Origin of the sequence: Chitinibacter sp. ZOR0017, assembly GCF_000799095.1 — a bacterium.
Classification (GTDB): Bacteria; Pseudomonadota; Gammaproteobacteria; order Burkholderiales; family Chitinibacteraceae; genus Chitinibacter; species Chitinibacter tainanensis.
In genome coordinates this window covers 1-13,115 of the sequence record NZ_JTLG01000005.1, presented here as the reverse complement: position 1 = coordinate 13,115, position 13,115 = coordinate 1, and the positions used below count along the sequence as shown (strand labels likewise).

13 protein-coding genes and 1 tRNA gene are annotated in these 13,115 nt (G+C 55.9%); 8 read left to right on the top strand and 6 right to left on the bottom strand.

Features of this window, described 5'->3' with window-relative positions:
* Nucleotides 1-52 precede the first annotated feature (52 nt).
* Nucleotides 53-127 (top strand) — tRNA-Arg (locus L991_RS01420).
* A 175-nt stretch (nt 128-302) separates the two neighbouring features.
* Nucleotides 303-1,736, top strand: a complete 1,434-nt coding sequence (gene pyk, locus L991_RS01415; protein WP_047391384.1) for a pyruvate kinase — start codon at nt 303-305, stop codon at nt 1,734-1,736.
* A 121-nt stretch (nt 1,737-1,857) separates the two neighbouring features.
* Here pyk and L991_RS01410 read toward each other — a convergent pair whose 3' ends face one another.
* Together L991_RS01410 and L991_RS01405 are read right to left on the bottom strand one after the other, a co-directional pair.
* A complete protein-coding gene (locus L991_RS01410; RefSeq protein ID WP_047391381.1) occupies nt 1,858-3,744 on the bottom strand; it encodes a methyl-accepting chemotaxis protein in 1,887 nt (628 codons plus the stop codon).
* Between the two features lie 172 nt (nt 3,745-3,916).
* Nucleotides 3,917-6,130 (bottom strand): bifunctional (p)ppGpp synthetase/guanosine-3',5'-bis(diphosphate) 3'-pyrophosphohydrolase, encoded by a 2,214-nt coding sequence (locus L991_RS01405; RefSeq protein WP_047391379.1) that lies wholly within the window; start codon nt 6,128-6,130, stop codon nt 3,917-3,919.
* Between the two features lie 160 nt (nt 6,131-6,290).
* Here L991_RS01405 and L991_RS01400 point away from each other — a divergent pair, with 160 nt between their 5' ends.
* Nucleotides 6,291-6,869 (top strand): DUF2062 domain-containing protein, encoded by a 579-nt coding sequence (locus L991_RS01400; protein WP_047391376.1) that lies wholly within the window; start codon nt 6,291-6,293, stop codon nt 6,867-6,869.
* 33 nt (nt 6,870-6,902) lie between these two features.
* Here L991_RS01400 and rsgA read toward each other — a convergent pair whose 3' ends face one another.
* The 3 genes from rsgA to L991_RS01385 form a co-directional block, all read right to left on the bottom strand.
* Nucleotides 6,903-7,787 (bottom strand): ribosome small subunit-dependent GTPase A, encoded by an 885-nt coding sequence (rsgA, locus tag L991_RS01395; RefSeq protein WP_028449308.1) that lies wholly within the window; start codon nt 7,785-7,787, stop codon nt 6,903-6,905.
* A gap of 15 nt (nt 7,788-7,802) precedes the next feature.
* Complete coding sequence (locus L991_RS01390) at nt 7,803-8,117, bottom strand: 4a-hydroxytetrahydrobiopterin dehydratase (protein ID WP_028449309.1); 315 nt, start codon at nt 8,115-8,117, stop codon at nt 7,803-7,805.
* A 71-nt stretch (nt 8,118-8,188) separates the two neighbouring features.
* On the bottom strand, nt 8,189-9,442 hold the full coding sequence (locus L991_RS01385; protein WP_047391372.1) for a M48 family metallopeptidase: 1,254 nt from the start codon (nt 9,440-9,442) through the stop codon (nt 8,189-8,191).
* 89 nt (nt 9,443-9,531) lie between these two features.
* Here L991_RS01385 and orn point away from each other — a divergent pair, with 89 nt between their 5' ends.
* The 5 genes from orn (at nt 9,532) to L991_RS01365 (ending at nt 12,257) form a co-directional block, all read left to right on the top strand.
* On the top strand, nt 9,532-10,128 hold the full coding sequence (gene orn / locus L991_RS01380; protein ID WP_052190494.1) for an oligoribonuclease: 597 nt from the start codon (nt 9,532-9,534) through the stop codon (nt 10,126-10,128).
* Between the two features lie 21 nt (nt 10,129-10,149).
* Nucleotides 10,150-10,662: a CinA family protein gene (locus L991_RS01375; RefSeq protein WP_047391369.1), complete on the top strand. Its 513-nt coding sequence runs from the start codon at nt 10,150-10,152 to the stop codon at nt 10,660-10,662.
* Complete coding sequence (locus tag L991_RS17960) at nt 10,663-11,088, top strand: pentapeptide repeat-containing protein (protein WP_081986398.1); 426 nt, start codon at nt 10,663-10,665, stop codon at nt 11,086-11,088. It begins immediately after the preceding gene.
* 5 nt (nt 11,089-11,093) lie between these two features.
* The gene (locus L991_RS01370) at nt 11,094-11,804 is read left to right on the top strand and encodes a YafY family protein (RefSeq protein WP_047391366.1); all 711 of its coding nucleotides are present in this window, start codon (nt 11,094-11,096) and stop codon (nt 11,802-11,804) included.
* A gap of 75 nt (nt 11,805-11,879) precedes the next feature.
* Nucleotides 11,880-12,257, top strand: a complete 378-nt coding sequence (locus L991_RS01365) for a VOC family protein (protein WP_047391362.1) — start codon at nt 11,880-11,882, stop codon at nt 12,255-12,257.
* 8 nt (nt 12,258-12,265) lie between these two features.
* Here the strand turns inward: L991_RS01365 and L991_RS01360 are convergent, their stop codons facing one another.
* The gene (locus L991_RS01360) at nt 12,266-12,859 is read right to left on the bottom strand and encodes a response regulator transcription factor (protein WP_047391359.1); all 594 of its coding nucleotides are present in this window, start codon (nt 12,857-12,859) and stop codon (nt 12,266-12,268) included.
* Nucleotides 12,860-13,115 lie beyond the last annotated feature (256 nt).

Below are 13,115 nucleotides of genomic sequence, written 5' to 3'. Positions count from 1 at the left end.
CGTGCGCCGAGGCGGCTTTCTTGTTAGAATGGCGCCTGCCATTCGGCATTGCGTCCTCATAGTTTAATGGATAAAACGGCCCCCTCCTAAGGGGCTGATGCAGGTTCGATTCCCGCTGGGGACGCCATCTTCTCACCGTACTTTTCTGCGTTTACGCCACATTTTTTCTATTATTGAAAGCAATTTGGCGGAAATTGATCATGCTCAGAGCCTGAGCGCCATATCTTGTCACAATACTTAACAATCATTGGACCATGACCGGTCGATGTCAGTCTTCGAATTAATCCGCAAAGGAGTCCTGCATGTTACGTAGCACAAAGATTGTATCCACCTTGGGGCCCGCTTCGGGAGATGCAGCTACCTTGGCGCGTTTGCTCGCGGCGGGCGTGAATATGGTGCGGCTGAATTTTTCGCATGGCACCGCGCAGGATCATCTGGATCGCGCGGCGCTGGTGCGCGAGCAGGCGAAAAAGCTAGGTCGGGCCGTGGCGATTATGGTCGACTTGCAAGGACCGAAAATTCGCGTCGGCAAATTCAAGAAAAACAAAATTGAATTAGCCAAAGGGGCCAAATTTGTTTTGGATGCCAATTGCGAAATGGGCGACCAAGATACCGTGGGGCTGGATTATAAAGAGCTGCCCAACGATGTGGAGCCGGGGGCGATTTTGCTCTTGGACGATGGCAAGATCCAGCTGATTGTCGATGCGGTCGAAGGCCCGAAAGTGTATACCACCGTGCTGGTGGGGGGCGTGCTCTCCAATAATAAGGGTATCAACCGCCAAGGCGGTGGGCTGACTGCGCCAGCGCTGACGGCCAAAGATATGGAAGACATCAAAGTGGCCGCGAAGCTGCATGCAGATTATGTGGCGGTGTCGTTCCCGAAAAGTGCGGCCGATATGTATATGGCGCGCACCTTGCTGCGCGCTGCGGGTAGCAAAGCGCTGCTGATCGCCAAGATCGAACGCACCGAAGCGATTATCAATCTGGATGAAATCCTTGAAGCTTCCGATGGCATTATGGTGGCGCGCGGTGATCTGGCGGTGGAAGTGGGCGATGCAGCCGTACCGGCGCTGCAAAAACGCATGATCAAGGCTGCCCGCAAACAGAACAAACTGACCATTACCGCCACCCAGATGATGGAATCGATGATTTCCAGCCCGGTGCCGACGCGCGCCGAAGTGTCGGATGTGGCCAATGCGGTGCTGGATGGGACCGATGCGGTGATGTTGTCGGCCGAAACCGCCTCAGGCCAGTATCCGGTGGAAACCGTCGAAGCCATGTCGCGAATTTGTTTGGAGGCCGAGCAATCGCAAGACTATAAGGTGAGCAGTGCAGCCTTGCTGGACGGTGAGTTTTCGCGCATTGATCAGGCCATTTCGATGGCTGCCCTGTTTAGTGCCAACCATCTGAATATCAAGGTGATCGCGGCGCTGACCCAGTCAGGTTCATCTGCATTGTGGATGTCGCGCGTGGTTTCGGGTGTACCGATTTATGCGCTGACGCCGGAAGCTGAAACCTACAGCCGGCTGGCCTTGTTCCGTGATGTTGAGCCTGTGATGCTCTCGCATGACAACACGGATCGCGAATCGCTGCTGGTACGCGCCGAGAGTGAAATGCTTAAACGTGGGATTGTGCAGCCAGGCGATCTGATTGCTTTCACCTTTGGCGATGTTGTTGGCTTAGGTGGCGGTACTAATTGCCTGAAGATTGTGAAAGCGGGTTTTTCCGGCCGCTAAGCTGCTAATTGGCGGAGCTTGTTTCGCCCATTAAAAAGCCACCGTAAGGTGGCTTTTTAATGGGGTATTGCTCTGAAGGCATTTCAATTTAATTCTTACCTGGCAATACCCGGATTGAGTATTAAACTTTGAAGCGCCCAAACATTTGCCGCAGGAAGCCGGCCAAGTGGTTGAGTTGCTCTACTGACTGATTGGCACGATACAGCGCCGCATCGGATTGCTGCATCTGGTTGGTGATGTTTTCGGCGCTTTGCGCCATCATGGTAGTGGCATCTTGCTGCTCTTTGGTGGCCAGCGCGATTTCGCTCATTTTCTCCATCACTTGGCTCATATTCTGGCGAATATCCACAATCTTGCCAGCGGCTTCGTTCGACAAACTTACCCCGCTTTGAACTGCATTCAGTGTCGATTCCATATTGCGCACGGCTGCGTTGGTCTCGCCACGAATCCCGTCAATCATGCCGGTAATTTCCAGCGTGGCCGAGCTGGTGCGTTCGGCCAGTTTGCGCACTTCATCCGCCACCACGGCAAACCCGCGGCCTTGCTCGCCAGCCCGCGCCGCTTCAATCGCTGCATTCAGCGCCAGCAGATTGGTTTGGTCGGCAATTTCTTTAATGACCTGAATAATGCCGCTGATTTCTTGGCTACGCTGATTCAGGCGATCGAGCAGGGAAGACAATTCGCTGACTTCGCTGGCTGATTTGCCCACTTCGGCCGCGACTTCGTTCATGGTTTTGGCTGAATCGGCCGAGAGGGCACCGGTGTTGTTCACCAGATCATTGGCTTCGCCCGCGTTGTCGGCAATGTGGCTGATGCTGACCGTGATTTCCTCAATGGTGGCGGCGTTGGTGGCGGCCATATCCGACAGTACGCGTGAATCATTGGCTAGTGTATTGATCACCTGATTAATCTGCTGCACCCCGCTGGTGAGGTTTTCTGTTTCCTTGCGCAGGTCGCTAAACATGAGGCGCAGGCGATCGGTAAACTGATTAAAGGCTTTGGCGGTTTCGGCGATTTCGTCATTGCCTTCGATATGAATTTTGCGGGTGAGATCACCTTCACCTTGGGCAATTTCAATCATCCCATCGCGGACGCGGCGCAGGCCATTGAGCATGCGATTCACCAGCACACTTGCCACCGGTACGATCACCAGCAGAATCACCACCAAAGTACCCACGGCTAGCAGCAGCAATTGTTGCAGCGGTTGTTGTACTGCGGCTTCATCGATAATCAACACTAGGTAAATATCGCTGTTATCAATCGCGCGGGCGAAGATAAATTTACCGGCACCTGCGACATCAGCACGCAGCATATCAGCGCTGCTGGCAATGCCCGCCAGCGCATCGGCAGTCAGGGCTGGGCTCACCTCGGTGCTGGGTTTGGTGACTTTGCTTTGATCCGCGGCGACCAAAACGGCACCGGTTTTATCCACCAGCAGGGCGTAGCCATCGCCGATGAGTTTGATGTTCAGTACGTCTTTAACGATGTCATCCAGAATAATATCGGTACCGATCACGCCATAAACTTGACCTTGCTTTTTGACGGGGGCGGCAAACGACAAAATCAGTTTTTTGGTGCCCGCATCAATGTAAGGCGGGGTCATCACCGTTTTGTCTTCTTTAAGCGCCTGTTGATACCAAGGGCGGCCAGTTGGGTCGTAGCCGGGAGGCAGGCCCAGATCACGAGTGGTGATCATTTGTTTGTCGTGTACGCCCAAGTAGGCCGAATCAAATTTGGCGCTTTTTTCTGCTTGCAGCAAGGTAGGGATCGGATCTGGTGCAGTTTCTAGGGCTTTAGCCACAGAACTGACGATCATTTTTTTGTCGTCGATCCAGTTACGTAGCATCACGTTGTAACCGGTGGCAATGCCACTCACTTCACTGCGTAAGCCCTGTTCCAACATCTGGCTGCGCATCTTGATGTATGCGCCCATCGTGAGCAGGGAGGCGATGATGAGCACCAGAACGGCAACGAAGGCGATCAGACGAACGCGCAGAGAAGTAAACATAGTGAGGCCCTTTTGAACTGCGAGGTGGTTATCTAGCAATAGACCAAGATCGGTAATATTGCCAAATTCTAAAGGGCCGGTTTAGGGATGGAAAGCCAACATGGGTTTGGCTTTCGCCTTTATTTCAAGTAATTGAATTCTATGCGCTTCTGCTGTCGCATTTTTAATAGCATCAATGGCGTTGGCAGCGAATAATGCCTGACACTTCCTGAATTCTGGCGAATATTTTTTGTAATTGTTCGTTGTCGCGGATTTCAATTGTGAGCGCGATCCGCGAGCGGCCATCACGGGCTTGCATATTCGCCGCGCTCACATTGATTTTTTCGCGCGACATAATATCGGTGAGATCGCGCAATAAATTAGGGCGCTCATTGGCTTCCACTTGAATATCGACCGCAAATACATGGCCATTACCCTGCAAATTACCCCATTCGGCTTTAATGAGTCGCTCTGGTGTATCGGCGGCGAGGCGTTTCAGCGCTAAGCAATCGCAACGGTGAATCGAAATGCCGCGCCCCTTGGTCACATAACCCATGACCGGATCGGGTGGCACGGGCTTGCAGCACTTGGCCAGCATGGTCATCAGTTTGTCGATGCCCTCGATCAAGATCCCCTCACCATACTGGCTGGCGCGAGCCGCTTTTACGAAATCTTCTGGTGTTTCTTCGGCCGGTGGTTCGGCGGGGCGCTGTGCATCGCTAAAGGCCAGATTGAGCTCACGCAGGCTGATTTCACCTTGGCCCAGGCCAACATACACCTCATCAATGGTTTTGCACTGCAGGCGGCTGGCGACGGTATCCTGATTCAGATTGCTCGCGCCGGCGCGCGATGCTTCCTTGTCATACAGGTTTTTGCCCGCTTCGAGCGCTACATCGAGATTTTGCTGGCGAATCCAGTGGCGGATTTTTTGCGCCGCCCGGTGGCTTTTCACATAACCTTGGTGCAGCCAATCAAGGCTAGGGCCGCCTTCTTTGGTGGCCAGAATCTCGATGCGCTGGCCGTTTTCCAGCGCGGTATTCAAGGGCACGATCTGGCCGTTGATCTTGGCCCCACGGCAGCGATGCCCCAGATCTGTGTGCAGGTGATAGGCAAAATCCACCGGCGTGCTGCCCTTGGGCAGGGCAATTACCCGCCCGGCGGGGGTGAGCACATAGATGGTGTCCTGAAACAGCTCGGCTTTGAAGGCGTCGGTGAATTTATCATCGGCGGCGACATCTTCACGCCAATCCAGCAGCTGGCGTAGCCAGGCGATTTTTTCTTCATAGCGCGCATCACCATGACCGCCTTCTTTGTAGCGCCAGTGGGCCGCCACGCCATGTTCGGCATGATCGTGCATCTCAAAAGTGCGAATTTGCACTTCCACCGCTTTATCCTGCGGGCCAATCACCGCCGTGTGCAGGCTGCGATAGAAATTGCCTTTGGGCTGCGCGATATAGTCGTCAAATTCGCCCGGGATCGGCTGCCACAGGTTGTGCACAATCCCGAGCACTGTGTAGCAATCTTTCACATCATCCACCAGCACGCGTACGGCGCGGATATCGTAGAGCTCGGAAAAATCGAGCTTTTTCTTCTGCATCTTTTTCCAGATGCTGTAGATGTGTTTGGGCCGCCCCATCAAATCCACGTGGGTGACGCCGGCTTTGGCCAGCTCGTGCCGCAGCGTCTCGAGCACATCGGTGATGAAATGCTCGCGATCTACCCGCCGCTCATCCAGGAGCTTAGCGATTTTTTTGTAGGTGTCGGTATGCAGGAAGCGAAAACCGAGGTCTTCCAGCTCCCATTTGATTTGCCACACCCCCAGCCGGTTGGCTAGCGGTGCGAACACATCCAGTGTTTCCTGCGCGATTTTACGGCGGCGCTCTTCGGGCAATTTGGCAATGCTGTGCATGGTTTGGGTGCGCCAAGCCAATTTGATCAGCACTGCGCGAATGTCTTCCACCATCGCCAGCAGCATTTTGCGCTGCGCTTCAACCTGCTGGGCGTAGTCATCGGCTTTACCACTGGCGGGTTTGGCCAAGGCGCGCAGCTTGCGCACTTTGCTCACGCCATCCACCAGTTTGCTGACCACTGGGCCAAAGCGTTTTTCAATCGCCTCGGCGGATTTATCCAGTTTATCGGGGATGCAAAACAGCAGGCTAGCAATGACGGCGTTGGCATCCATGCGCAAATCGGCCACGATAGAGGCACTCGCCACCGCGTGTAAAAACAGCGGCTCGTCGGTATCGGTATTGAGTGCATCGCCATACACCTCGGCAATCCAGTCCAGCGCTTCGCGCAGGCGCGTGAGCTCGGCCGGAGCATAGCGCTCGGCCAGCGCGGCCAGCCAGCGATCTGGGTCGGCCGCTTCAGCAATCGATTGGGCAAGGGGGCGGGTAACTGCAACCATGAAAAACGTAGCCTCTAACAGTCGGGCGGCCAGCAAAACGGGCACAAGCGGGTGCCGGCAGGCGCCGGTGAGCTCCGATTGGCAGAAAAAACTGCCAGCACACTGAATTTTGCCGAAAATAGTGGGTCTGTGATAGCGAAATTATGAACTGAAACCTGTCATGCCCAGAAAACTATTGCGTCGATATTTGCCAGATCAAGCCCAGTTGCAAGAAAACCGGGTGCTACGGCGCTTTGCGCACTGGTTTGAGCACCCCAATTACTGGCATCTTAATCGACGCTCGGTGGCGGGTGGTTTGGCGGCCGGCATGCTGGGGGGGCTGATTCCGGGGCCTTTACAGATTATCACGGCTTCGCTGTTGGCCTGGTGGTGGCGGGTGAATTTACCGGTGGCGGTGCTGGGCACTTTTTATACCAATCCCCTGACTATTGGCCCATTGTATTGGCTGGCCTTCACCTTGGGGAGTTGGGTGACGGGCCAGGATGGCGTTGCCACTATGGCGCAAATGCCGTCGCTGTGGCAACTGGGGCTGTGGGATTGGCTGCTGGCGTTGCCAGATTGGCTGGCGGCACTGGGCGCGCCTTTATTGGTTGGGCTGCCGCTGCTGGGGATTTTGCTGGCGCTCGGGGCGTTTGTACTGGTGCAGCTGGGATGGCGCCTATCGGTGTATCGCTCGGTAGCCAAGCGTAATCAACGTGTACAGGCCAATACTGAGGGCGGGTATAAAAAAGCGAACTAATCGCTCGCTTTTTACCGCAGCTAGTGCTCTGACTCAGTAATTGTTTTTGGCCAGGTAGATTTCATCCTGCAGCCGGTGCAAAAGCTCCAGTCGGCCGGGGGCGATGTCGCCGCTGGCCACGGCGGCGGTGACTTGGCAGCCGGGCTCTTGCCGGTGGCGGCAATTGGCAAAGCGACATTGGCCAATATACGGCACAAAATCGGCCATCAAGCGCGGCAAGTCTTCAGCTGCCACGTGGGCGAGCCCAAATGATTGCAAACCCGGCGAATCAATCAGCTCGGCCGTTTCGTCCAGCTTATATAGCTGCGCGTGGGTGGTGGTGTGTTTGCCGGAATCCAGCGCCTGTGAAATCTCATTCACCCGCGCATTCGCGTCAGGAATCAGTGCATTGGTGATGGTGGATTTGCCCATCCCCGATTGCCCCACTAGTACGCTCACCTGGCCGGCTAGCCATGGCCGCAAGGGGCTTAAATCCTGTTTGGCCGAGATTTCAACGACCGGATATTCATAGCGCTGATAGTAGGCCAGCCGCGCGCGGGCTTGCTCGCTTTCGGGTAGATCACATTTATTCAGACAAATCAGTGGGCGGATACCGGCCTCGGCGGCGGCCAAAAGGGCCCGGCCAATGAGTTCATCCGAAAAGCTGGGCACTGGCGCCACCACGATGATGATTTGCGTGACATTGGCTGCGATGAGTTTGCTTTTCCACTGATCAGAGCGATAGAGCAGGGTTTGCCGCTCTAGTGCCTTATTGATCACCGCTTGCTCTTGATTCAGTACGGTGATGGCTACCCGATCGCCGCAGGCATAATCGGTCTTTTTGCCACGGGTGGAGGCCGATAGGCGTTGGCCATCGGCTAATTCCACAATATAAACTTTGCCGTAACTGGTAACGATGCGGGCGGTGGTGTCGGTCATGAGGTCCTGAAGTCGCTAGGGCTTAAGTAAATCCACCCGCGCGGCACAAATAAAATCATTACGTGAAAGGCCGCCGGCCGAGTGGGTATTCCAGCTCAGCTTGCAGCGTGAAAAGGTTAACTCCATGGCCGGATGGTGATCTTGCTGGTGCGCAAGATAAGCCACCGCGTTGGCAAAGGCCATGGTCTCGTGGAAATTGCGAAAGCGGAATATTTTTTCCAGCGAGCCATTATTGATAATCCAGTCGTGCACCTCGGTGCACAACATTTCGGCGGCGACTTCGTCGAGTTTGTCTGCTTTTGCGGCGCAGTGTTCGTCAGCCAATGCCATGGTGCGCTCCTTATTTGGCGGGGGTAAACAGTGTCTTTCTAGCACGGTTTTTTACCCTCGCCAGCGCAATCTCATCCTTGGGCTAAGCGTTGCAAGGCGACAATTCGCAAGCTGGCCGGTGGGTGGCTGTCATAAAACATGCTGTGCAGCGGATCGGGTGTGAGCGTGGCGGCATTATCGCGGTACAGCTTCACCAAAGCCGCCACCAAATCACTGGCCGCAGTCTGGCTGGCGGCGTAGGCATCGGCTTCATATTCATGCCGGCGCGACATCAGTGAGCCCAGCGGCGAAAAGATAAAGGTAAACACTGGCAAGACCAGGAAAAACAGCAATAAAGCGCTGGCCGTTGAAGCGCTTTGCACGCCCAAGCCCTGATAAAACCACAGCTCGGTTTTGAGTTGGCCCAATAGCCACAATAGGCCCAGCATCAGGGCAAAAGTCCAGATCAGGCGTTTGGCAATATGGCGGTGTTTGAAATGCCCCAGCTCATGCGCGAGCACGGCTTCCACTTCTTGCGGAGCCAGATGGTTGAGCAGGGTATCGAAAAACACAATGCGCTTGGCTTTGCCCAGGCCGGTAAAGTAGGCATTGCCGTGGCTGGAGCGTTTGCTGCCATCCATCACAAACAGGCCATTGCTTTGAAAGCCGCAGCGCGCCAGCAAGGCTTCAATCCGCGTTTTCATTTCGCCATCGGCCAGCGGCTCAAAGCGATTGAACAGCGGGGCAATATAGGTCGGAAATAGCCACATCAAGAGCAGCGAAAAGCCCAGCCACGTCGCCCAGACATACAACCACCATTGCTCGCCCATGCGGCCCATCAGCCACAGCACCGCAGCGACCAGCGGCAGGCCAATCAGCGCCGCCAGCGCGGTGGATTTGAGGGTGTCGGCGATAAAGAGCTTGGGGCTCATCTGGTTAAAGCCAAAGCGCGCTTCGATCACAAAGGTGGAAATCCACGCAAACGGCAGGCTCAGCAGCGAATTGGCGATGGCCAAGAGGCTGATTAGGGCCAACCCTTGGGCGATTTCATGGCTGAACCAGCTTTGGCTCAGCTGGCTAAACCACTCGATACCGCCGCCGAGGGTGAAGGCGGCCAGCACCATGGCATCAAAAATACTCACAAACAGCCCAAAGCGGGTTTTGGCCACGGTATAGGCCGCCGCCCGGCCATGCGATTCGAGGCTGATTTGCGCGGCAAATTCCGCCGGCACCGTCTGGCGATGGCGCAAAACATGGTTGATATGGCGCATGCCCAGCCATAGCTGCAGCGCAACGCTGGAGACAAGGGCAAACACAAACAGAATAGAAAATTGGCTGGCAGTCATCGGTGGGCAAGCCGGCCGTAGCGGGCGTGCGCCCAGCGGTACGGTTTGCGGCTAAAATAGCGGTTTGGATTAAATTCAAGCGAGTAAGTATGCCACAAGACCAGAACTACTTGGCGTGGGTTGATATGGAAATGACGGGCCTGGAGCCTGAAACCGACCGCGTACTGGAAATCGCGCTGATCATCACCGACAGCCATCTGAATATCGTGGCCGAAGGCCCGGTGCTGGTGGTGCATCAGCCCGCGAGCGTGCTCGATGCGATGGACGAATGGTGCACGAAAACGCACGGCAATTCCGGCCTTACCGCCCGCGTGCAAGCTTCAACGCTGGATGAAGCCGCGGTTGAAGCGCAAATGCTCGAGTTTCTGGCGCAATATTGCCCCAAAGGCGCCTCGCCTTTGTGCGGCAACTCGGTGCATCAGGATCGCCGCTTCCTGGTGAAATACATGCCGCAACTGGAAAGCTGGTTCCACTATCGCAATCTGGATGTCTCTACCGTGAAAGAGCTGTGCAAACGCTGGGCTCCACAAGTGGCTAAGCAATTTAAAAAACGTGGCGCGCACACGGCCTTGGCGGATATTCAGGAATCCATCGACGAGATGAAATTTTACCGTGAGCATTTCATCAAGCTGCCGGGGCAGGGCGTGGATGTGACGCTACTGCAAACCGAAGAAGATGACGCGTAAGCATTCGGCCCAGGAGCGGCGATGACTGATTTTCCTGCACCGTTTGCCCGCGAAGTTGACGCACTGGCCACCGAAATTGGCCAGCTCTTGCTCGCGCGGGGTGAAACGCTGGCGACGGCTGAATCGTGCACCGGTGGTTTGATTGCGGCGGCGATTACCGAGATTGCCGGCTCCAGCGCTTGGTTTGAGCGCGGCTATATCACTTATGCCAACCACGCCAAGGCCGAGATGCTGGATGTGCCACCGGCGTTTATTGACGGGCTGGGCGCGGTGAGCGAGCCGGTCGTGGCGGCGATGGCGCAAGGCGCGGCGAGCCATGCCAGCGCCCGCTGGGCGATTGCGGTATCCGGCATCGCCGGGCCGAGCGGCGGTACGCCAGAAAAACCGGTTGGTACGGTGTGGCTGGCTTGGGCGACCCCGGCTGGTATTGTGACCGAACGGCAGGTATTTGCCGGAAACCGTTCACAGATCAGGGCGGCCACGGTATACCGTGCTCTATGTCGTTTGGCAGAACTGATTAAAGCGGTGCACTAAATGTCCCAAGCTCCAATTACGCCCAGACTGTTCGTCAATGAACACTTTACAGATCGCTTGTTAAAGCCCGCTTCTTGGTCTGAGCATGCTTATCGACATTGTGAATTTGAGCTGATATCTGGTGAAGGTGCTCAGATCGACTCAATCTTTTACGCTTGTGTCTTTAAGCAATGTGATTGGTATTGGGCATTGTTTAATATGGCAGTGTTCGTTCAAGTTCGATTTGAAAATTGCGTCTTTCGCGGCGCAGCATTTGCAGACTGCCGATTTGTTGAATGCCAATTTATCAACTGTCAGTTTATTCCAGATAACCTTGGGGCACCTTGTAGGTTTAACGATAGTGAGTTCTTTGCGTGCACTCAAAACAACTCACATGGATTACCTTCCTCACTCTGTACCATCCAATCTAAAACTGCGGGGGCTTAATCAAAATGGCGCGCGCAGCCCGCTTGCTGGATTTGCTGCAGCTCTTACGCCAGCATCGTTTTCCGGTGAGCGGGCAGGTGCTGGCGGCGGAGCTGGGTATCAGTTTGCGCACGCTGTACCGCGATATTGCCACCCTGCAAGCGCAGGGCGCGGAAATTAGCGGCGAGGCCGGGCTGGGCTATGTGCTCAAGCCCGGCTTTGTTTTGCCGCCGCTGATGTTTGATCAAGATGAGCTGGATGCTGTCTTGCTTGGTTTGAGCTGGGTGGCCGAGCGTACCGATCCGGCTTTGCAAAGCGCCGCGCGGCAGGCCTTGGCCAAAATCAGTGCTGTACTGCCGCCGGAGCGCCGCCCGCTGCCGGGGCAAGCTGTGCAGCTGGTGGGGCCTGTGCCCTTGGCGCCAGAGAGTAATACCTTGCTGGCGCAATTGCGCCAGGCGATACGCCGCCAGCAGGTGCTGGAGATACATTACCTCGATCTGCAGCAGATTCCGTCCCGCCGCGCCATCTGGCCGCTGGCGATTGGCTACTTTGAGCAAGTGCGGGTGCTCGTGGCCTGGTGCGAGCTGCGCCAGAGTTTTCGCCATTTTCGCACCGACCGCATTAGCCATTGCGAACCATCGGGGGCGCGTTATGCTGGCTCGCGGGCGCAGTTACTGCAGGCTTGGCGCGCGCAAGAAGGCATTGCCCGCAGCGTGGCGACTGCTGACATTTTCTGACACTGGCATGGCGCATAGTGGCGGTACGGGCAGGCCGCAGCGGCCGGCCCACTGACCAAACCACGGAGAATGACCATGACTGCTTTTGACCCTAGCTATGTATTGCTGTATGTCCAAGACCCGCAAGCCAGTGCGGCCGCGTATCAGCGCTTACTGGGGCAAGCGCCAGTAGAGCAGAGCGCGACGTTTGCGTTGTTTGTGCTGCCGTCTGGGCGCAAATTGGGTTTGTGGCAGCAGGCTGGGGTCTTGCCGATGGCAGAGGGGCAGGGCGCGCGGGGTGAATTGTGCAGTACGGTAGCTGATCTGGCAGCGCTGGAAGCCGCCCAAACCGCCGGTTTCGCGGCGGGTTGGACGCTAATCCAGCCGATTACGGAAATGGACTTTGGCACGACGCTGGTGCTGGCCGATATTGATGGCCATCGCCTGCGTTACTTTGTGCCAGCCCAAGCTTAAGGCGGGGTTTAGTTCAGGCCATTTAAGCGCAAGGTGAGCTGCACCCGATCGGCAATGCCCAGTTTTTCGTAGCAACTGGTCAAGTGCGCCTTGACCGTGCGTTCGGAAATATTCAAAAAGCGGGCGATTTCCTTATTGGCATAGCCTTTGGCGGCGTAGCGGGCGGTTTCCAGTTCCCGCTCGCTCAGGGCCGATAAATCGGGCGCCTGTTGCGCGGGTAAATGGTTGATCGCGGCCAGAATCCGCTGTACCAGGCTGCGGCCGGCCCAGATTTCGCCAGCACTAACCACGGCCATAACTTGCTGCAATAATTCATTCGGTGCGAGCGCGTGGCAGTAGCCGCGTGCTCCCATGCTCAGCCACTGGTGACCTTGCTCATCGCTGGGCACGGTACTGGTAGCAATGCTGGCGTAGCGCTGTAAAGCGGCCCGCCATTTTTCAACAATCTGACACGCCGGGTGCTGGGTATCCAGCACCACGATGCTGTCCGGAGCCAAATCCGGCAGTGGATAAGCGACGGGCTGACAACGCTCCCCCCACGCTTGCTGCCAGTGCTTAAGCAGGCCGGCATCTTGGCTGAGCAGATAAATCAACTGACTCATGCGTATTCCAATCTAAGCGGGTATTGTGCTGCAAGGCATTATGGCTAATGCCTGCAGCCCAATAGGTGGGGGTAGTATTACTCAGTACGACCGCTGGTCACGCGCTCGCGCTGGATCTTCCATTTGCCACCTTCCTGCACCAGCTCCAGCGTCTTTTGCACGGTGTCGCTGTAGTCTTGCGAGTGGTATTGCTGGGTGAAGGTCACTTCGCTGCGTTCTTTGCTGACCACTTTGCAGCTTGGCTGTTCCAGTTTCA

What these genes read in the sequence shown, in the direction of transcription:
- pyk (WP_047391384.1), top strand. Translation starts at nt 303, where the DNA reads ATGTTACGTAGCACAAAGATTGTATCCACCTTGGGGCCCGCTTCGGGA.
- L991_RS01410 (WP_047391381.1), bottom strand. Translation starts at nt 3,744, where the DNA reads ATGTTTACTTCTCTGCGCGTTCGTCTGATCGCCTTCGTTGCCGTTCTG.
- L991_RS01405 (WP_047391379.1), bottom strand. Translation starts at nt 6,130, where the DNA reads ATGGTTGCAGTTACCCGCCCCCTTGCCCAATCGATTGCTGAAGCGGCC.
- L991_RS01400 (WP_047391376.1), top strand. Translation starts at nt 6,291, where the DNA reads ATGCCCAGAAAACTATTGCGTCGATATTTGCCAGATCAAGCCCAGTTG.
- rsgA (WP_028449308.1), bottom strand. Translation starts at nt 7,787, where the DNA reads ATGACCGACACCACCGCCCGCATCGTTACCAGTTACGGCAAAGTTTAT.
- L991_RS01390 (WP_028449309.1), bottom strand. Translation starts at nt 8,117, where the DNA reads ATGGCATTGGCTGACGAACACTGCGCCGCAAAAGCAGACAAACTCGAC.
- L991_RS01385 (WP_047391372.1), bottom strand. Translation starts at nt 9,442, where the DNA reads ATGACTGCCAGCCAATTTTCTATTCTGTTTGTGTTTGCCCTTGTCTCC.
- orn (WP_052190494.1), top strand. Translation starts at nt 9,532, where the DNA reads ATGCCACAAGACCAGAACTACTTGGCGTGGGTTGATATGGAAATGACG.
- L991_RS01375 (WP_047391369.1), top strand. Translation starts at nt 10,150, where the DNA reads ATGACTGATTTTCCTGCACCGTTTGCCCGCGAAGTTGACGCACTGGCC.
- L991_RS17960 (WP_081986398.1), top strand. Translation starts at nt 10,663, where the DNA reads ATGTCCCAAGCTCCAATTACGCCCAGACTGTTCGTCAATGAACACTTT.
- L991_RS01370 (WP_047391366.1), top strand. Translation starts at nt 11,094, where the DNA reads ATGGCGCGCGCAGCCCGCTTGCTGGATTTGCTGCAGCTCTTACGCCAG.
- L991_RS01365 (WP_047391362.1), top strand. Translation starts at nt 11,880, where the DNA reads ATGACTGCTTTTGACCCTAGCTATGTATTGCTGTATGTCCAAGACCCG.
- L991_RS01360 (WP_047391359.1), bottom strand. Translation starts at nt 12,859, where the DNA reads ATGAGTCAGTTGATTTATCTGCTCAGCCAAGATGCCGGCCTGCTTAAG.